We start from the raw sequence: 19650 nt of genomic DNA, 5'->3' as shown, positions 1-19650 counted from the left end.
TCTGCGGAAGAGGCTCAGAAGCGTCCCCCTCCTCGGCGGGCGCGTGTGCCGCCGCCGCCGAAGCTTCCGGGGCGGATGCCGCCGCCTCCACCGCCGAACATGCCGCCGCCGCCGAACATGCCGCCGCCGGAGGAGCGTCCGCCACCTCCGCCGAACATGCCGCCGCCACCGAGGACGGAATTGAGCACAATGCCGCCGAGGACGGCGCCCATCATGTCGCCGCCACCACTCGAGCCGCCGCCGAACATGCCGCCGCCGCCGGAGAAGGCGCCGACGTCGTTCTGCGCGTGCTGAATGGCTTCGCCGGCAAGCTGGTGCGCACGCTGGGCGAGGCCGAGTGCCTGCGTCGGGTCGGTCTGGGCCAGCTGGCGGGCATGCACGAGCGATGAGCCGGCTTCGGCAAGCCGCGTGCGTGCGGTCGCGCCGACGGCGCCGCGGCGGGACGTGATGAAGTCCTCGGCCGCGGAGACCTGCGAGGCGGCCTGCATGAGCGTCTGATCGAGCATCTGGCGCGCGCGGTCGGCCTGCTCCTGCGCGGTGCGCACCCCCGCGATGGCCGCGTCGATCTCGGCGTTGGCCTGTTCGAGGGCCTGCAGGGTCACGAGCGGCCGCTTGGCCGCGCCGGACAGGTTCTCCCGTGCGGCGCCGACCTGCTGCCGCGTACCGGCGATGATCGGGGCGAGGCGCCCGTCGCCGTCGGGCAGCGCGGCCGCCGTGGCGAGATCCTTCTCGAGGTCGGCGATGAGGGCCTGCGCGCTCTGCTCACCGGCGGCGAGATCGTCACCGAGCTTGTCGATCGCGTCGTCGAGGAGCTTCGCCTGCCCGACCGCCTCCTCCGCGGCACGGATGCCGACGGCTGCCGCCGACCCGTCGCCGGCGCCGATCGCCTGCTCGGCGACCGCGAGCTGTTCGGTCGCGAACGCGAGACGGGAACGCGCCTGCGTCGGATTGTCGGCGACGGTCGCGAGCGCTTCGGGCGCGTAGCTCGCCTGCAGAGTCGAGAGCCGTGTCGCGGCGGCGTCCAGCCCGCCGCTGACGGTGGCATGCAGCTCCTGCACCCGGGCGAGGGCTTCGGGGGCGTTCTGCTCGAGCTGACGTAGCTCGTCGAACGACTCGGCCTTCGCGTCGAGTTCTTCATTCGCCGTCTCGGTCAGCTGCAGGATCTGCGTGCACCATTCACGCTGCTGCGCCTCGGTGTCCTGCGTGGCGTCATCGAGCTGCTGCTGCAACGAGAACGCGGTGTCGAGTGCCTTCTTCGCGGCATCCAGCACACCGGCGAACTCGGCTGTGGCGGCGTCCCCGAACTGGGCTCGCGCGAACCCGAGCTCCTGCTCACTGGTCTTGATGGCGTCGTCGGTCTGCACCAGCGACGCCTTCGCGCGCTTCTCGAGCTGTTCGAGGGGCTCCGCCGGCGCCTGGCCGGGAAGCTGCGCGCCGCCACCGGCGGTGCCCTTGCCGCGTCGGCGAACCATGATGATCGCGACGATGACGCCGGCGACGACCAGCACGCCGAGCAGGATCAGCAGACCGGTGCCGCCGCCGCTCGAGTCGGAGACTCCGCCGCTGCCACCGCCCGCGGCATCCTCGAGTCCGTCTGCCGCGGCGACCGCCGCACCCGCCCAGTCGTCGGCCGCCAACTCGGGTTGGATGCGCTGCTGCTCGATCGCGGTGAGCGCATCACCGTTGACCGGCCCTTCGGAGTCGCCTGACAGGTAGAACTGCCGACCTTCGGTCGAGACCGCGAGCAGGTATTGGTTCGTGCCGAGGCCGTTCGCGAGCGCCGTCGCGTTGGCCCACTCCTCGCTGCTGGTCGGATTCGTGAAGTCGTCGACATAGACGACCCACAGGTCGACGTCGGTCTCATCGGAGAGGGCGACCAGGCGATCCTGCACGGTCTGCTCCTGCGAGGCGGAGAGCACATCGGACGCGTCGAGGAACTGGTTCTCGTCGAGCGAGACGGGGCCGGTTGCGGTCGCGGCGGACGCGCTCCCGAGCACGACCGCGGCCGCAGCCGTCAGCGTCAATGCCCATCGGGAGCCCATCGGTCCACCCTTCATCGCCGGAGAGCCCATCCTTGCAGAGTGAGTCTATGCGTCCGCCGACATACGGCATAGGGAAGGGACAGGAAACAGCAGGGTGGCCGCGCGGGCGGGTCGCTGCGTCGGGCTTCGGCGAGTCCGGGCTAGGCTCACGCGGTCGGAGGGAACCCATGGACGACCGTTACGGATCCGATGTGCTGGCAGCCGGTTGGCGCGATGTCGGACGTCGGCAGACGCCGCGTGTCGAGGCCGAACGCGACCTCGTCGTCGAGGTCGCAGCCGACGGCTACTGCGGCGCCGTGGTCGGCTCGCAGTCGGGCATGGTCGAGCTGGAGGACCGCAATGGCCGTCGACGGCTGTTCCCGTTCGGCCCCGGCTTTCTCATCGACGGCGGGCTCGTCGAACTGGTGCCCGCGAAGCCGAAGGCCCCGCAGGGGCGCGCCCGCACGGCATCCGGGTCGTTCGCGGCCCCGCAGGAGCGGGCGAGGGTCGCGCGGGCCAGCCGTATCCTCGTCGAAGGCCGTCACGACGCCGAACTGGTCGAGAAGGTGTGGGGCGCCGACCTGCGGGTCGAAGGCGTCGTCGTCGAGTACCTGCAGGGTGTCGATCTGCTCGGCGACCTGCTGCGTGAGGACCCGCCCTCACCTGAACGCCGCTACGGGGTGCTCGTGGACCACCTCGTGTCGGGGTCGAAGGAGTCGCGCATCGCGGAGCAGATCCTTCGGGGGCCGCACGGGCGGCACCTGAAGATCGTCGGACACCCCTACATCGATGTCTGGGAATGCGTGCGGCCGTCTTCGCTCGGCATCGCCGCGTGGCCGAAGGTGCCGCGCGGCATCGAATGGAAGGTCGGCGTGAGCAGGGCGCTCGGGTGGCCGGCCGACGACCAGGCTGACCTCGCCGGCAACTGGCAGCGCATCCTCGGCGCCGTGAAGACCTACCGCGACCTCGACCCCGCACTGCTGGGCCGCGTCGAGGAGCTCATCGACTTCGTCACCACCGACTGACACCGTTTCGTCTCGCTGAACCCTTCCGGTGGTCGAGTGCCGCGGCGCAGCCGCGGTGTATCGAGACCCGGCACGCCGGCATCCCACCCGCTCGGTAGCCTGGAGACCATGCCGCAGCACGACCCGTCCACCTCCGCCGAGCCGCGCCGCTTCCGCGACACGCCCGTCTCGTTCGTGCGCCGCAGCGGCCGCATGAGCGACGGGCAGGAGCGCGCCTGGGCAGAACTCAGCGGGCACTACGTCATCGACGTCGAACGGGATGCCGCGGCCACCAGCATCCGCCCCGGCACCACCGTGGACCCGGCCGCCGTGTACGGTCGCACCGCGCCGCTGGTCGTCGAGATCGGGTCGGGGCAGGGGCACGCGATCGTGCATGCCGCCGCACACACACCCGAAACGGACTTCCTCGCCGTCGAGGTGTTCCGGGCGGGCCTTGCCCGCACGATGCTCGACGCCGACCGAGCCGGCGCCCGCAACCTGCGCCTCGTCGAGGCCAACGCCCCCGAGGTGCTCGAACACCTCCTGCCCGAGGCTTCGGTCGACGAACTGTGGATCTTCTTCCCCGACCCGTGGCACAAGGCCAAGCACAACAAGCGGCGCCTGATCGCACCCGCCTTCCCGCCGATCGCGGCACGCGCGCTGCGCGACGGCGGGCTGCTTCGGCTGGCGACCGACTGGGAGGACTACGCGCTGCAGATGCGCGAGGTCATGGCAGGCGCCGACGGCTTCACGCCGGCGTTCGAGGGGGAGTGGGCCGACCGGTTCGAGGGACGCGTCATGACCGCGTTCGAGCGCAAGGGCATCGCGAAGGGGCGGCAGATCCGCGACCTCGTCTACCGCCGTGCCCAGCGCCGCTCTGACCGGCCATGACCGCAGGAGGAACGCGCATGAAGACGGATGCCGCAGCCGCCCGCCCGGTCGTCTCGCTCGGCACGATCCCGGCGCTGCTGGTGTGTCTGGCGGCCCCGGCGTTCTTCGTGCTGCTGCTGCCGTGGCTCGGGTGGACGCTGCTGGCGGCCGGAATCGTGGCGGCGGCCGTCCTCGAGCGTCGCTCGGTCACGGCATCCGGTCCGAGCCTCACGCGCGACCTGTCACTCATCGCGATCGGCCTCGTGATCGTCAGCCTCATCGAACTGAAGGCTGAGCTCGACGATGCGGCGATGGTGCGCTTCACGCTCGCACTCGGGGGAGCGGTTGCCGTGCCGTACGTGATCTCGCGGTTCGTCTACCGCGATCACGCCATCCGGTTCCCGTGGCGCGGCGGCGGGCGCTGGTCGACGTTCCAGTGGGTGTGGCTTGCCGTGGTGCTCGTGCTCGGCTGGCTCATCCTGCCGTACTACTTCATCACCTCGGGCGTGTACCTGAACTGGCCCGTCGTCGACACCCCGAACCTCATCGCGCGCCTGTTCGTGGGGGTCGGCGCGGTCGGCATCTGGGACGAACTGTTCTTCATCTGCACGTGCTTCGCGTTGCTGCGCCGTCACTTCGCCGATGCCGCGGCGAACGTGCTGCAGGCGATCGTCTTCGTCTCGTTCCTGTGGGAGCTCGGCTACCAGGCGTGGGGACCGTTCCTCACGATTCCGTTCGCGCTGCTGCAGGGCTTCATCTTCTTGCGCACCCGCTCCCTCGCCTACGTGGTGACGGTGCATCTGCTCTTCGACGCCGTCGTGTTCGGCGTGCTCGTCCACGCGCACAACCCGGGACTGCTGGACGCGATCTTCCTCGTCTCGCCCTGACCGTGCCGGGGCAGCCGATCGGGCAGGATGGTGCGGTGAACACCGCGCGCATCGCCCTTGCCACCGCGTCCGAGGTCGAGGGAGGGCTCGACGCCGAAGGCATGCAGCTGCGCGATGCGCTGCGTGGCGCGGGGGCGGCGGCCGAACCTGCCGTCTGGGACGACGAGACCGTCGACTGGGGCGGGTTCGATGTGGTCGTCGTCCGCTCCACCTGGGACTACGCGCGTCGCCACGACGAGTTCATCGCGTGGACACAGCGCGTGTCGCAACTGACCCGGCTGCACAATCCTGCCGACGTGCTGGCCTGGAACACCGACAAGCGGTACTTGCGCGACCTCGCCGCCGCCGGGGTACCGACCGTGCCCACCGAGTTCCTCGAGCCGGGTGATGACCCGAGCACCCACGCCTTTCTCCACGAGGAGCACGTCGTCAAGCCCGTCGTGTCGGCCGGGTCGAAAGACACGCTCCGGTTCACGGCCGACGAACCCGAGCGTTCGATCAGCCATGCCGGCTCGCTCCTCGACGCAGGCAGGGTCGTCATGGTGCAGCCGTACCTCGCGAGCGTCGATGAGGTCGGTGAGACCGCGGTCGTCGTGATCGGCGGAACGGTCTCGCATGCCATGCGCAAGGGGCCGCTCCTCACCCGCGGCATGCAGCCGGCGGCAGGACTTTTTCTGCAAGAGGAGATGTCGCGGCGCGACGCCGCGCCCGACGAGCTCCTCGTCGCCGAGCGTGCGCTCGCCGCCGTCCCGAACGTTGCTGACCTGCTCTACGCCCGCATCGATCTGCTCCGCGCTCCGGACGGACCGGTGGTGCTCGAACTCGAGTTGACGGAACCGTCGCTGTTCCTCGACCACGTGCCGGGGTCGGCCGATCGGCTCGCCGCGGCGATCCTCGCCGCCGTCGGTCGCTAGGATCAAAGAGACGACAGCCTGGAGGTCACTGTGTTCATTCTGTACGCCCTGTTCTTCCTGCTGGGCATCTTCCTGTTCGGACTGGCGTTCACCATCCCCGCGTGGGGCGGACTGATCTTCGTCGGCGGCATCCTCTCGATCTCGCTCGCGCTCGCGCTGCCGTTCCATTTCGGCAGCCGCACCTGACGCGTCGCGGTCTGCCCAAGGTTTGATCAGGGCCGATCTGGAATCCTCGAAGCCGTCTGGGCGACCGCCCTCGGCACGTCCGAAGGCTTCACGAAACTCGGGCCGTCGATCGTCTTGGGCGTCTCGCTGATCGCGAGCATGGCGGCTGTGTGGTCGGGCTCAAGCTCGTCGGCCACGAATGGCCGCGCAGAATGATCGCCCCGAGGCTTCGGCCCCGGGGCGATCTTCGTGTGTCGTGCGCCGGAAACAGAAGAGGACCCGCGTATATGCGGGTCCCTCTTCACCGGTGTCGTGCCCCCGACAGGAATCGAACCTGCGACCTTTGGTACCGGAAACCAACGCTCTATCCCCTGAGCTACGGAGGCGTACCGACCGAGGATATCACCGCGGCGCCCGCCTCCCAGACGCGGCGGGCCCGTCAGAAGCGGGCGAGCAGCGCCGGGGCGAAGGCGAGCGCCGCGGCCAGCGGGACGACGGCGAGGGCGACGAAGGCGACACCGACCAGCACGATGTTCCCGGCGATGGCCAGCAGCGCCGCGACCGGCGCGGATACTTCGCGCGGGAGGCGGTCAGAACGGGGGAGCGGGACGGTCGCGGTGGCCATACCTCGACGGTACGAAGCCGCGCAAGACCCGCACATCGGCCGGTGGATGCACGAGCATCCCCCGCGAGGATGATCCGCGACTACTCGGAGAGCTCCGCGACCGCCTCGGCGAGCCGCTGCGCGAGGTAGCGGTGACCCGCGCTCGACGGGTGGTCGGCGCCGGTCTTGCTGGTGTCGATGACGTCGAGGTAGTTGGCCTCGGTGATCCAGCCCTCGCCGAGGGGAGAGATGTAGAACCAGCCCCGGTCGGATGCGAGTTCAGCCAGATCGCTGTCGATGCGAGACGTGGCGCGCTCGACGGGCAGCACCTGCGGGGCGGGGCCGAGGATGACAATGCGCGCGTTCGAGTACGTCGCGGCCAGGGTGTCCCACGCCGCGGTGACGGCGTCCTTGTAGCCGGATGCCGGGAGCCTGCGGTCGTTGATAGAGCCCTGCACGATGATGAGGTCGGGCGCGAGCGTCGGGTCGAGCTCGGCCATGCGGGTACCGAAGTCGGGGCCGTCGATGCCGGGCTTGAGGTAGCCGCTGCCGCGCACGCCGTCGACGATCGTGACCCAGCCCGCTGCCTCCGACACGATGTAGGCGTAGCCGAGCCGGGGACTCGCTGCGGCCGACCCGTAGGTCCACGAGTCGCCGAAGATGAGCACTCGGGGCGAGTCCGGAAGGTCGAGCGGCGCGATCTCGACCGCTGCTGCGACGTCGTCGGACCCGGCCGCGACGGTGGCCGCCGGAGTCGCCCACGGGCGCCAGATCGAGACGGCGATCACTGCGATCGCGGCCACAGCGAGCACTGCCTTGAGCCACGACGGCACGCGTGAAACGGTGCGGTCGGGTGCGGGCATGCGATGAGGGTATGTCACCATCGCCACACATCCAAATGATTCTTTCCGATCGACGTCGAAGGGTTCGGACGAGCGTGTCCGCAGCGGGCTCGCGGCATGCGAGGATACTTCGGTGCAACGCATCCTGACCGCTGAACTCGACCTGGAATTGGGGTCGTCCGTCGACCTGATCTTCCAGATCGCGGCGGCTCAGCCTGCGCCGATCGTGCGCGAGCAGCTGACGTTCTCGACGGGCGATCGTGTGTACACGCCGACTGAGATCATCGACCAGTCCGGCAGTCGTCTGCACCGCTTCTTCGGCGACGCGGGCTTGCTGCAGGTGCGCTACGAAGCCGCCGTCGAGGGGCAGGTGGCGGCGCGCGCGACGAGCGACCTCGAGGCCATCAGCTATCTGCGGCCGAGTCGCTATTGCCAGTCCGATGAGGTGTTCGCGCAGGCTCGCAGGCAATTCGGCGGCCTGCAGGGGCACGACCTCATCTCTGCCGTGAGCGAGTTCGTGACGGCATCCACGACGTACAGTCCGGGACTCAGCCAGGGCACCGATTCGGCCGTCACGACGCTGATGACAGGCCAGGGGGTGTGCCGCGACTACGCGCACCTCGTGATCGCGCTGCTGCGCGCGATGGACATGCCCGCCCGCTATGCCGCGTGCTACGCGCCCGGCCTTCGCCCCATGGACTTCCATGCCGTCGCCGAGGCGTACCTCGACGGGCAGTGGTACGTCATCGACGCGACGCGGCTGTCGAACCGCAACGGCCTGGTGCGCATCGCGACGGGGCGGGATGCCGCAGACTGCGCCTTCCTCTCCTATTACGGCGGTGGCCTGTCGCTGCGTCGGATGCGCGTGGACGCCGTCGTCTTGCCGGACGATGCTGCCGACGTCGAGGCGCTCGAGCAGGCGTCGAGCGCGTCTGATCCGGCCGCCGACGATCCGGCACTGCTGGTGCAGATCGGCTGACCGCCCGCGCAGGGTCATGCTCGCCCGCGACCGTAGAATTGACGGGCTATGAATCCTGATGCCCTCTCCGCAGCACTCCTCGCCGTCATCGCCCCGCTCGCCGAGGCGCGACGCCCGGGTTCGAGTGAGGGACTGACGGCCGCCGACCTGCCGCTGGAACGCCCGAAGAACCGCGATCACGGCGACTGGGCCTCCAACGCCGCGCTGAAGCTCAGCAAGGTGGTCGGCGCGAGCCCGCGCGAGTTCGCCGCAGAGATCGCTGCCGGGCTCGAGACGGTCGACGGCGTGGCCTCCGTCGAGGTGGCGGGTCCCGGGTTCATCAACATCCGCTTGGATGCCGCGGCCGCCGGCGCGCTGGCGAAGACCATCGTCGAAGCCGGCGCCGCATTCGGCACCAATGACAGCCAGCGGGGCAACACGATCAATCTGGAGTTCGTCTCGGCGAACCCGACCGGCCCCCTGCACATCGGTCACACCCGCTGGGCGGCGCTCGGCGACGCAATCGCCCGCCTGCTGCTCGCGAGCGGGGCGACGCTCGTGCGCGAGTTCTACATCAACGACGCGGGCGCGCAGATGGAGCGCTTCGGGCGCTCCGTGCTCGCCGCGATCAAGGGTGAGCCCACGCCGGAGGACGGCTACCCGGGGTCGTACATCGACGACCTCGCGCGCCGTGTGCTCGAGAAGGAGCCCGAGCTGCTGGGTCTGCCGGCCGACGAGCAGCTCACCCTCGCCCGCGACGCGGCCTACGCGTTCCAGCTCGGCGACCTGCAGGCGTCGCTGGAGCAGTTCAACGTGCATTTCGACGTGTTCTTCAGCGAGCGCGTCCTGCACGCGAAGGGCGAGGACGGCGCGCCGAGCCTCGTCGACGAGGCGGTCGACCGTCTTCGCGAGCAGGGGCATGTGTTCGACCAGGACGACGCCGTGTGGGTGCGCACGACCGACTTCGGCGACGACAAGGATCGTGTCATCCGCCGCTCCAACGGCGAGTACACCTACTTCGCCGCTGATGCCGCGTACTACCTCAACAAGGGCGACCGCGGCTTCGCGCACAAGATCTACCTGCTCGGTGCTGACCACCACGGCTACGTGCACCGGCTCAAGGCGCTCGCCGGCGCGGCCGGTGACGACCCTGAGAAGGACATCGAGGTGCTCATCGGGCAGCTTGTCTCGGTCAACGGGGCGCGACTGTCCAAGCGTGCGGGCAACATCATCGAGCTCGACGACCTGCGTGACTGGCTCGGTACGGATGCGTTGCGGTACTCGCTCGAGCGCTACCCGGCCGATTCGCCCCTGACGCTCGACCCCGAGATCCTGCGCAAGCGCACGAACGACAACCCCGTCTTCTACGTGCAGTACGCGCACGCCCGCACGCACAACGTCGCTCGCAACGCCGCCGATTCCGGTGTCGCCCGCGATGCGTTCGCGCCCGAACTGCTCGAGCACGAGACCGAGTCGGCGCTGCTCGGCGCATTGCAGGAGTTCCCGCGCATTGTCGCCTACGCGGCCGAGGTGCGCGAGCCGCACCGCGTGGCCCGTTACCTCGAAGAGCTCGCGGCGCTGTACCACCGTTGGTATGACAACTGCCGGGTCACGCCGCTGGGCGACGAGGAGGTCACCGACCTGCACCGCACCCGCCTGTGGCTCAACGACGCCACCGGTCAGGTGCTGCGCAACGGCCTGGATCTGCTGGGGGTGAGCGCGCCGGAGCGCATGTGACATGAGCGGCGACACGCAGCCGACCGCGCCGATCCCGCACCAGGACGCGCAGTGGGTGCTGTCGGCGCCCGCCGAGCCGAAGCGCACGCGACGACGGCGCTGGCCGTGGTTCGTCGCGCTGGGCATCGTCGTCGTCCTGCTCGCGGTCGGCGTCGTGATCGCCGAGCAGGTCGCGCGCAGCGCGACCGTCTCGACGGTGCGGTCGATGATCATCGACCAGCTCGACCTGCCCGCCGATCAGCAACTCGACGTGGAGATTCCCGGCATGGTGCTGCCGCAGCTCATCACGGGAACGCTCGGCGAGGTGCGTGTCGCATCAGACGACGTGTCGTTCGAGGGGCTGAGCGGAGCGATCGAAGTGGTGGCCAGCGGCGTGCCGATCCGCGGCGATGCCGCCGCCGATTCCGCGCACGCGCGGCTGACGCTCGACCAGGCGCAGTTGCGGAGCCTGCTCGCGCAGGTCGACGGCATCCCGGTCGAAACCGTCACGATCGACGATGACCGCGTCGGCATGCTCGCCGAGCTCGACCTGTTCCTGACGACCATCGAGGTCGGAGTCACGCTCGAGACCGAGGTGGAACAGGGTGACCTCGTCCTGTCTCCCGACACTCTGACCGTCGCCGGCGCGGAGCTGTCGGCGGGCGCCCTGCTCGAGCAGTTCGGTCCCGTCGCAGAATCGATCCTCGGCTCGTGGACGATCTGCCTCGCCGACCGCCTGCCCGCCGGGCTCACGCTCGAAGCGGTCACGGTCGAAAACGACCACATCGTCGCCGACGTCGACATCGACGGCGCGATCATCGTCGACGAAGCGCTGCAGCAGCCCGGCACCTGCACCTGATCTCGCAGGCAGGAGAAATCGCCGAGACAGGACGATGTTGCCGAATTCGGCCTGTCCCGGGGATTTCTCCTGTCACCGAGGGGACGTCACACCGACAGGCTGCCGTGCGGCGGTGCCCTAGACTGTGGGGACTGTCGGGGCGTGTCCATCCCGCCCCCAACACCCCACCTTCTTCGTTCGAATCGGTGATGCCCGTTGTCTGACCCCCGCCCGCTCGTGCCCGACTGGCTCGTCGCGCCGGGCGACGCCAACGCGCTCGTCGAGCAGGTGTGGCCCGCGTCCGCGACTCGCGACGAGCACGGTGTGCTGTCGATCGGCGGCGTTCCGGTGACGGATCTGCGCGACACCTTCGGCACTCCGCTCTACGTCTTCGACGAGCCGGGCGTGCGTGCCCGCGCGCGTCGGGTGAAGGCAGCGTTCGACGCGGCGGCTGCCCGTCACGGCGTGCGGGCCCGCGTCTACTACGCCAGCAAGGCGTTCCTTTCCAGTGAGGTGCTGCGGTGGGTCACGGCCGAGGGTCTGGCCGTGGATGTCGCCACCGGGGGAGAGCTCGCCGTCGCGCTCGCGACCGGGGTGGATGCCGCACGTCTCGGCCTGCACGGCAACAACAAGTCGGTTGCCGAGCTCGAACGCGCCGTCGACGTGGGCATCAGCTCGGTTGTCGTCGACAGCCCCATCGAAGTCGAGCGACTTGCGACGATCGCCGACCGCCGTGGCGTCGTGCAGCCGGTGCTCGTGCGCGTCAACAGCGGCGTGCACGCCGAGACGCACGACTTTCTCGCAACGGCCCACGAAGACCAGAAGTTCGGATTCGCGCTCGATGCTGCCCCCGGCATCGTCGCCCGCATCCGCGAGCTGCCGTCGCTGCAGTTCGTCGGACTGCACTGCCATATCGGGTCGCAGATCTTCGGCACCGCGGGCTTCGAGGAGTCCGCGTCGCGCGTCGTCGAGCTGCACGCGCAGCTCAGCGAAGACGCGCCGGTGCCCGTCCTGAACCTTGGCGGCGGCTTCGGCATCGCCTACACCTCGGTCGATGACCCGACCCCGATCGAGCAGCTCGCCGACGGCATCGTCGACGCGGTCGCTCGCGAGTGCGAGGTGCGCGGCATCCCGATGCCGAACGTCGCCTTCGAGCCGGGCCGATCGATCGTCGGCCAGGCGGGTGTCACGCTGTACGAGGTCGGCACGGTCAAGCCGGTGCAGGCCACCGATGACCTGCAACGCCTGTACGTGAGCGTCGACGGCGGTATGAGCGACAACGCCCGCCCTGCGCTCTACGGCGCGCACTACTCGGCGCGCATCGCCTCTCGCACATCCGACGAGGAGCCCGCGCTGGCTCGTGTCGTCGGCAAGCACTGCGAATCCGGCGACATCGTGGTCGACGCAGAGTACCTTCCCGGCGATGTCGCACCCGGTGATCTGCTCGCGGTGCCCGCGACCGGCGCGTATTGCTTCTCGCTCTCGAGCAACTACAACTTCGTCCCCCGGCCGCCGGTCGTCGCCGTCGGGGACGGGCGCGCGCGTGTCATCGTGCGTGGTGAGACCATCGACGACCTGCTCGCCCGCGATGAGGGGCTCCACGCCCCGACCACGGAGGACACACTATGACCGACTACCGCCGCCTGCGCGTGGCGCTGCTCGGCGCGGGAGCCGTCGGCTCCCAGGTCGCCGACCTGCTGCGCAAGCACGCCGATGAGCTGGCCGACCGTGCCGGCGCCGCCCTCGACCTCGTCGGCATCGCCGTCCGCAACCTCGACGCGCCGCGCGACGCCGACCTGCCGCAGGAACTGTTCACGACCGATCCCGAGGCCCTCCTGGTCGGCTCCGACATCGTGATCGAGCTGATGGGCGGCATCGAGCCGGCTCGCACCAACATCCTGCAGGCACTGAACGCCGGCGCCGACGTGGTCACCGCCAACAAGGCGCTGCTGGCCACCCACGGTCCCGAGATCTTCGACGCAGCCGACCAAGTGGGTGCCTCCGTCTACTACGAGGCGGCCGCGGCCGGCGCCATCCCGATCATCCGCCCGCTGCGCGACTCGCTCGCAGGCGACCGCGTCAAGCGCATCATGGGCATCGTCAACGGCACGACGAACTACATCCTCGACCGCATGGACCGCGAGGGATCCGAGTTCGCCGACGTCCTCGCCGACGCGCAGTCGCTCGGCTACGCCGAAGCCGACCCCACCGCAGACATCGAAGGCTACGACGCCGCGCAGAAGGCCGCGATCCTGGCATCGCTCGCCTTCCACACCGCTGTGCCGCTCGATGCCGTGCACCGCGAAGGCATCACGAAGATCGACAAGCAGATGATGGATGCCGCGCGCCACGCCGGCTTCGTCATCAAGCTGCTCGCCGTCTGCGAGCGCCTTGAGGGCGCCCCGCGCTACCCGGCCGAGCCCGCCGCCGAAGTAACTGCCGACGGCGAGGCCATCTCGGTGCGCGTCTACCCGGCGCTCGTGCCGCGCGACCACCCACTGGCGAGCGTCCACGGTGCCAACAACGCCGTGTTCGTCGAGGCGGAAGCCGCCGGCAGCCTCATGTTCTACGGCGCCGGAGCCGGCGGCGTGCAGACCGCGTCGGCGGTGCTCGGCGATGTCGTCTCGGCTGCCCGCCGCCACATTGCGGGCGGTGTCGGGGTGGGAGAGTCCACGCGCGCCAACCTGCCGGTCGTGCCGATCGGCCGGGTCACCACCAGCTACCAGATCACGCTCGAGGTCGACGACCGACCCGGCGTGCTGGCAACCGTCGCCGGCATCCTCAGCGAGGGCCGGGTCTCGATCGCAACGGTCGAGCAGACCATCGTCGCCGAACCCAACGGCGATGCGGGGCGTGCCCGCATCGTCATCGGCACCCACCGAGCCGTCGAACAGGACCTGTCCGACACTGTCGATCGCCTCGCCTCCAGCGGCGTGGTCGACCGTGTCGTCTCGGTGCTGCGCGTAGAAGGAGACTGACATGGCACACGTCTGGCGCGGAGTGCTCCGCGAATTCGCCGATCGACTGGGCGTCACCGACGCCTCCACGGTCGTCACGCTGGGTGAGGGCGGCACGCCGCTGATCCCCGCAAGGTCGCTGTCGCAGATCACGGGCGCGAACGTCTTCGTCAAGTTCGAGGGCATGAACCCGACCGGCTCCTTCAAGGACCGTGGCATGACCGTCGCGCTCTCGCGCGCCGTCGAGCACGGTGCGAAGGCCGTCATCTGCGCCTCCACGGGCAACACGTCGGCCTCGGCCGCCGCCTACGCGGCGCACGCCGGCATCACCGCCGCCGTGCTCGTGCCCGAGGGCAAGATCGCGATGGGCAAGCTCAGCCAGGCCGTCGCGCACGGCGGCACGCTCATCCAGATCCGCGGCAACTTCGACGACTGCCTCGAGATCGCCCGCGAACTGGCCGACAACTACCCGGTACACCTGGTCAACTCAGTCAACCCCGACCGCATCGAAGGCCAGAAGACTGCGGCGTACGAGGTCGTCAGCCAGCTCGGCGACGCGCCGGACTTCCACTTCATCCCGGTCGGCAACGCCGGCAACTACACGGCCTACTCCCGCGGCTACCGCGAAGAGGCAGATCGTGGCGTGTCGACGAAGGTGCCGCGCATGTTCGGCTTCCAGGCCGAGGGCTCGGCGCCCCTCGTGCGCGGCGAGGTCGTCAAGAACCCCGAGACGGTGGCCTCCGCCATCCGCATCGGCAACCCGGCCTCGTGGGAGCTCGCACTCGAGGCGCGCGACGCCACCGACGGCTGGTTCGGCGCCATCGACGACGACCGCATCCTCGCCGCCCAGAAGCTGCTGTCGAGCACGGTCGGCGTCTTCGTCGAGCCGGCGTCGGCGATCAGCGTGGCGGGCCTGCTCGACCGTGCTGAGGCCGGTATCGTCCCCGCGGGCTCGACCGTGGTGCTGACGGTCACCGGTCACGGCCTGAAGGACCCGCAGTGGGCCCTTCGCAACGCCGACGGCAGCGACGTGCAGCCGACCGTCGTCGATGCGACCACGAGCGAGGTCGCGTCGGTGCTCGACCTGGCACAGGGCTGACGGTGACGGCGGGGGCTGTGGCCGGGCGCACCGTCTCGGTGCGTGTGCCGGCCACGAGCGCCAACCTCGGACCCGGGTTCGACACACTCGGGCTCGCGCTCAGCGTGTACGACGAGCTGACCGTCACGGTGCTGCCCGAGCCAGGGCTTCGCATCACGGTCACCGGTGAAGGTGCGGACGACGTGCCCACCGACGCGTCGCACCTGGTCGTCCGCGCGATGTCGTACGCGTTCGAAGCCTTCGGGCGGGAGCTTCCCGGCATCCACCTCGACGCGCACAACGTCATTCCACACGGGCGCGGCATGGGGTCCTCCGGTGCCGCCGTCGTGGCGGGCCTGCTCGCCGCCAAGGGCCTGCTCGCGGGCGACGTCGACCTCGGCGACGACACCCTGCTGCGGTTGGCGACCGAGCTCGAAGGGCACCCCGACAACGTCGCACCCGCACTGTTCGGCGGTCTCACGATCGCGTGGATGGACGAGCACGGTCCGCAGCACAAGAAGCTCATCGTGCACCGCGGTGTCGCGCCCCTCGTCTTCGTGCCCGACTTCAAAATGTCTACGAGCGTCGCCCGAGGTCTTGCGCCGCTGCAGGTGACCCGTGAGGATGCCGTCTTCAACGTGTCACGGTCGGCGCTGCTGATCGCAGCGCTCACGCAGAGCCCCGAACTGCTGCTCGCGGCGACCGAGGACAAGCTGCACCAGTCGTACCGCGCCGCCGCGATGCCGGCGACCGACGCGCTCGTACGAGCGCTGCGTGCCGAAGGGCTCGCGGCGGTCGTTTCGGGTGCGGGACCGAGCGTCCTCGTGCTCGCAGACGGCCCCGGTCAGCGCCTGATCGCGGCCGAGATCGCGGGCCGGATGACAGACACTCCGTGGCAGGCCCTCATGCTCGCCGTCGACGTCAAGGGTGGTACAGTGAGGGACCATACGGAGGGTTCCACGGCATCGACGTGAATCTGGCCTCCATCGCAATTCTGCGAACCACCGCATAACCCCCGCTTCGGCACCCGCGCTCCATCATGGGAGCCCGACGGCGGCTGGGCGGCGCCGGGTGGACGGCGCCTGTGCGGCTGTGAACGTTTCCACTGTTTCTTACGAAGGAGTACTCGTGGAGTCCATCTCCGAGACCCAGACCGACGACACCGCCCGCGACGACGCGAGCGCCGAGCAGCAGGCTTCGGCCGTCGAGGCCCCGGCCGCGACCGACCAGGCTCCCGCCGCTGATGCGCCCGCCGCCGACGCGCCCGCCGCCGACGCGCCCGTCGCCGAGGCACCGGCCGAAGACGCCGCACCCGCCAAGGCGCCGCGCAAGCGCGCACCGCGCCGGGCCAAGAGCACCGATGCTCCGGCCGAAGACGCGCCGGCTCCCGCCGAGCAGCCCGCCGACGCGCCCGCCGCCGACGCAGCCCCCGCCGACGCGCCCGCCGCCGAGGCGCCCGCCGACGAGGTGGCCGAGGCCCCCGCCGAGAAGGCGCCCGCCAAGAAGGGGCGTGGCCGGGCCAAGAAGACGGTCGACGCGGATGCCGCCGCATCCGACGCACCGGCAGCCGAGGCGGCTCCGGCCGACGCAGCCGCCGAGCAGGCCGAGCCTGCGAAGGGCGACGACCAGGGTGACGCGCCGTCGGCCGGCGAGGGCGACAAGAGCGCCGAGACGGCCGACGCCGACAAGAACGACGCGGGTGAGGGTGACGGCGAGGGCTCCGGCCGCAGCCGCAGCCGTTCGCGCAGCCGCAGCCGCAACCGCAACAAGGGCGGTGACGGCACCCAGAACGGCGGCCAGAACCAGGGCGGCAACCAGCAGGGCGGCCAGCAGAACAACAACAGTGGTTCGGATGCCGACGACGACCAGTCGCAGGGCTCCGGCCGCGGCCGCCAGCGCAACAAGCGTCGCGGCCAGGGCCAGAACGACGAGTTCGAGACCGAGATCGGCGAGGACGACGTCCTCATCCCGATCGCGGGCGTGCTCGATGTGCTCGACAACTACGCGTTCGTGCGTACCACTGGCTACCTGCCCGGCCCGAGCGACGTCTACGTCTCCCTCGGCCAGGTCAAGAAGTACAACCTGCGCAAGGGTGACGCCGTCGTCGGCGCCATCAAGCAGCCGCGCGAGGGCGAGCAGTCGAGCCGCCAGAAGTACAACGCGCTCGTCAAGGTCGACGCCGTCAACGGCCTCTCGGTCGACGATGCCGCCAACCGCGTCGAGTTCAGCAAGCTCACGCCGCTCTACCCGCAGGAGCGCCTGCGCCTGGAGACCGCGCCCGAGAAGCTGACCCAGCGCATCATCGACCTTGTGGCCCCGATCGGCAAGGGCCAGCGCGGGCTCATCGTCGCGCCGCCCAAGGCCGGCAAGACGATCGTGCTGCAGCAGATCGCGAACGCGATCGCGCAGAACAACCCCGAGGTCCACCTCATGGTCGTGCTCGTCGACGAGCGCCCTGAAGAGGTCACCGACATGCAGCGCACCGTCAAGGGCGAGGTCGTCGCCTCGACCTTCGACCGTCCCGCTGAGGACCACACGACGGTCGCTGAACTCGCCATCGAGCGCGCCAAGCGCCTCGTCGAGCTCGGTCGCGACGTCGTCGTGCTGCTGGACTCGATCACCCGCCTCGGCCGCGCCTACAACGTGTCCGCGCCCACCTCGGGCCGCGTGCTCACCGGTGGCGTCGACGCGTCGGCGCTGTACCCGCCCAAGCGCTTCTTCGGCGCCGCGCGCAACATCGAGAACGGCGGATCGCTCACGATCCTGGCCACCGCGCTCGTGGAGACCGGTTCCAAGATGGACGAGGTCATCTTCGAGGAGTTCAAGGGCACCGGCAACAGCGAGCTGCGCCTGAGCCGTCAGCTCGCCGACAAGCGCATCTTCCCGGCCGTCGACGTGAACGCGTCCTCGACGCGTCGCGAAGAGATGCTGCTCTCGTCCGACGAGGTCAAGATCACGTGGAAGCTGCGTCGTGCGCTCGCGGGTCTCGACCCGCAGCAGGCGCTCGAGGTGGTGCTGGGCAAGCTCAAGGAGACCCAGTCCAACGTCGAGTTCCTCGTGCAGATGCAGAAGTCGATCCCGGCGCCCGCGCGCGACTCGCACGGCGGCGGACACAGCCACGGGCACGAGAACAACATCCGCTGATCGTGTTCGAGTCGGTCCAGGCGCTGATCGACGAGCACCGCGCGGTGCAGGAGGAGCTTTTCGACCCCGCGGTGCACGCCGATCCCGCCCGCGCCAAGCGCGTCAACCGGCGCTACGCCGAGCTGTCGAAGATCGTCGCGGCCCACGATGCGTGGGTCGCGGCGGGTGACGACCTCGAGGCGGCGCGTGAGCTCGCCCGTGAGGACGACGCGTTCGCCGAGGAGGTGCCGGTGCTCGAGGCCGGGCTGGATGCGGCGCAGGAGAAGCTGCGGCGCCTGCTCATCCCGCGGGACCCCGACGACGCCCGTGACGTGATCATGGAGATCAAGGCGGGGGAGGGCGGCGCCGAATCCGCGCTGTTCGCGGCCGACCTGCTGCGCATGTACCTGCAGTACGCGGCCTCGAAGGGCTGGAAGACGGAGCTGCTCGAGCGCAACGAATCCGACCTGGGCGGCTACAAGGACGTGCAGGTCGCGATCAAGGGCGCCTCGACAGATCCTGCGCAGGGCGTCTGGGCGCACCTGAAGTACGAGGGTGGGGTGCACCGCGTCCAGCGGGTACCGGCGACCGAGTCGCAGGGCCGCATCCACACCTCGACGACCGGCGTGCTCGTCTTTCCCGAGGTTGATGAGCCTGAAGAGATCCACATCGACCCGAACGATCTGAAGATCGACGTCTTCCGTTCGTCGGGTCCCGGTGGGCAGTCGGTGAACACGACCGACTCGGCGGTGCGCATCACGCATGTGCCCACGGGCATCGTCGTGTCGATGCAGAACGAGAAGTCGCAGCTGCAGAACCGTGAGGCCGGCATGCGTGTGCTGCGCGCCCGCCTGCTCGCGAAGCAGCAGGAAGAACTGGATGCCGCGGCATCCGACGCGCGTCGCTCGCAGATCCGCGGCATGGACCGCTCCGAGCGCATCCGCACGTACAACTTCCCAGAGAACCGCATCGCCGATCACCGCACCGGCTACAAGGCGTACAACCTCGACCAGGTGATGGACGGGGCGCTCGAGCCGATCATCGAATCGGCGATCAGTGCCGATGAAGAGGCGCGGCTGGCCGCGCTCGGCGGCAGCGACTGATCAGATGTAGTACTCGGGCGCCGTCAGGATCGCGCGGGTGTCTTCACCGGCGCGGCGGGGGCGCGCCTTGGCGGGGATGCCGATGAGCACCGAGTCTGCGGGGGAGTCCTTCGTGACGACGGCGTTCGCGCCCACCGCCGATCGGGCGCCGATCGTGATGGGGCCGAGGATCTTGGCGCCCGCGCCGACCAGCACGCCGTCTTCGAGGGTGGGGTGCCGCTTGCCGGCGTCGCGGGTGCGGCCGCCGAGGGTGACCCCGTGGTACAGCATGACGTCGTCACCGACCTCTGCGGTCTCGCCGACGACCACACCCATGCCGTGGTCGATGAAGAAGCGGCGACCGATCGTCGCGCCGGGGTGGATCTCGATGCCGGTCAGCCAGCGGGTCACCTGACTGATTGCCCGGGCGGGAAACCGCCAGCCGCGCTGCCACAGCGCATGCGTCGCACGGTGTGCCCAGATGGCGTGCAGCCCCGGGTAGAGCAGGGCGATCTCGAGGTCACCCCTCGCTGCGGGGTCGCGCAGGCGTGCTGCCGCGATGTCTTCGCGGATGCGTGCGGTGAACGTCTG

At 69.9% G+C, this 19650-nt stretch carries 18 protein-coding genes, 1 tRNA gene and 1 pseudogene; 15 read left to right on the top strand and 5 right to left on the bottom strand.

The features are described 5' to 3' along the window. Positions 1-14 precede the first annotated feature (14 nt). Complete coding sequence (locus AC3ENX_RS13485) at positions 15-2042, bottom strand: TPM domain-containing protein (RefSeq protein WP_434812318.1); 2028 nt, start codon at positions 2040-2042, stop codon at positions 15-17. 167 nt (positions 2043-2209) lie between these two features. Here AC3ENX_RS13485 and AC3ENX_RS13480 point away from each other — a divergent pair, with 167 nt between their 5' ends. The 6 genes and pseudogenes from AC3ENX_RS13480 to AC3ENX_RS13455 all read left to right on the top strand — a co-directional run. After that, entirely contained in the window at positions 2210-3046 is an 837-nt protein-coding gene (locus AC3ENX_RS13480) for a DUF3097 domain-containing protein (protein ID WP_434812317.1), read from the top strand. Between the two features lie 108 nt (positions 3047-3154). Beyond that, complete coding sequence (trmB, locus tag AC3ENX_RS13475) at positions 3155-3916, top strand: tRNA (guanosine(46)-N7)-methyltransferase TrmB (protein WP_434812316.1); 762 nt, start codon at positions 3155-3157, stop codon at positions 3914-3916. Between the two features lie 17 nt (positions 3917-3933). Then, complete coding sequence (locus AC3ENX_RS13470; RefSeq protein WP_434812315.1) at positions 3934-4782, top strand: CPBP family intramembrane glutamic endopeptidase; 849 nt, start codon at positions 3934-3936, stop codon at positions 4780-4782. 35 nt (positions 4783-4817) lie between these two features. Further along, on the top strand, positions 4818-5696 hold the full coding sequence (locus AC3ENX_RS13465; RefSeq protein WP_434812314.1) for an ATP-grasp domain-containing protein: 879 nt from the start codon (positions 4818-4820) through the stop codon (positions 5694-5696). Positions 5697-5726: 30 nt separating this feature from the next. Further along, entirely contained in the window at positions 5727-5882 is a 156-nt protein-coding gene (locus tag AC3ENX_RS13460; RefSeq protein ID WP_434812313.1) for a hypothetical protein, read from the top strand. A 42-nt stretch (positions 5883-5924) separates the two neighbouring features. After that, a pseudogene (locus AC3ENX_RS13455) lies at positions 5925-6032 on the top strand (QacE family quaternary ammonium compound efflux SMR transporter); the annotation flags it as partial. Positions 6033-6174: 142 nt separating this feature from the next. Here the strand turns inward: AC3ENX_RS13455 and AC3ENX_RS13450 are convergent. The 3 genes from AC3ENX_RS13450 to AC3ENX_RS13440 form a co-directional block, all read right to left on the bottom strand. Then, positions 6175-6247 (bottom strand) — tRNA-Arg (locus tag AC3ENX_RS13450). A gap of 53 nt (positions 6248-6300) precedes the next feature. Further along, complete coding sequence (locus AC3ENX_RS13445; protein WP_434812312.1) at positions 6301-6486, bottom strand: hypothetical protein; 186 nt, start codon at positions 6484-6486, stop codon at positions 6301-6303. An 80-nt stretch (positions 6487-6566) separates the two neighbouring features. Continuing rightward, complete coding sequence (locus tag AC3ENX_RS13440) at positions 6567-7328, bottom strand: SGNH/GDSL hydrolase family protein (protein ID WP_434812311.1); 762 nt, start codon at positions 7326-7328, stop codon at positions 6567-6569. Between the two features lie 112 nt (positions 7329-7440). Here AC3ENX_RS13440 and AC3ENX_RS13435 point away from each other — a divergent pair, with 112 nt between their 5' ends. From AC3ENX_RS13435 to prfA, 9 genes are all read left to right on the top strand, one after another. Continuing rightward, on the top strand, positions 7441-8286 hold the full coding sequence (locus AC3ENX_RS13435) for a transglutaminase-like domain-containing protein (protein ID WP_434812310.1): 846 nt from the start codon (positions 7441-7443) through the stop codon (positions 8284-8286). Between the two features lie 48 nt (positions 8287-8334). Further along, a complete protein-coding gene (locus AC3ENX_RS13430; RefSeq protein WP_434812309.1) occupies positions 8335-10002 on the top strand; it encodes an arginine--tRNA ligase in 1668 nt (555 codons plus the stop codon). Position 10003: 1 nt separating this feature from the next. Continuing rightward, a complete protein-coding gene (locus AC3ENX_RS13425; protein WP_434812308.1) occupies positions 10004-10840 on the top strand; it encodes an LmeA family phospholipid-binding protein in 837 nt (278 codons plus the stop codon). A 195-nt stretch (positions 10841-11035) separates the two neighbouring features. Continuing rightward, entirely contained in the window at positions 11036-12448 is a 1413-nt protein-coding gene (gene lysA, locus AC3ENX_RS13420) for a diaminopimelate decarboxylase (protein ID WP_434812307.1), read from the top strand. Beyond that, on the top strand, positions 12445-13797 hold the full coding sequence (locus AC3ENX_RS13415; RefSeq protein WP_434812306.1) for a homoserine dehydrogenase: 1353 nt from the start codon (positions 12445-12447) through the stop codon (positions 13795-13797). Before lysA ends, AC3ENX_RS13415 begins: the two co-directional genes overlap by 4 nt. Position 13798: 1 nt before the next feature. Continuing rightward, positions 13799-14875, top strand: a complete 1077-nt coding sequence (gene thrC / locus AC3ENX_RS13410) for a threonine synthase (RefSeq protein ID WP_434812305.1) — start codon at positions 13799-13801, stop codon at positions 14873-14875. Between the two features lie 2 nt (positions 14876-14877). Further along, positions 14878-15828 carry a homoserine kinase gene (thrB, locus tag AC3ENX_RS13405; protein ID WP_434812304.1) on the top strand — a complete coding sequence of 317 codons (951 nt, stop codon included), beginning with the start codon at positions 14878-14880 and terminating at the stop codon, positions 15826-15828. A gap of 154 nt (positions 15829-15982) precedes the next feature. Further along, positions 15983-17998 (top strand): transcription termination factor Rho, encoded by a 2016-nt coding sequence (gene rho / locus AC3ENX_RS13400; RefSeq protein ID WP_434812303.1) that lies wholly within the window; start codon positions 15983-15985, stop codon positions 17996-17998. A 2-nt stretch (positions 17999-18000) separates the two neighbouring features. Further along, entirely contained in the window at positions 18001-19080 is a 1080-nt protein-coding gene (prfA, locus tag AC3ENX_RS13395) for a peptide chain release factor 1 (RefSeq protein ID WP_434812302.1), read from the top strand. On the opposite strand, the gene epsC is transcribed toward prfA, so the two are convergent. Then, positions 19081-19632, bottom strand: coding sequence for a serine O-acetyltransferase EpsC (gene epsC / locus AC3ENX_RS13390; protein ID WP_434812365.1), 552 nt, complete (start codon positions 19630-19632; stop codon positions 19081-19083). It lies immediately after the preceding gene. Positions 19633-19650 lie beyond the last annotated feature (18 nt).

This window comes from Microbacterium sp. bgisy189, assembly GCF_057707225.1.
Note: the sequence above shows the minus strand (reverse complement) of the source record. Positions and strands in the feature narration are given on the sequence as shown.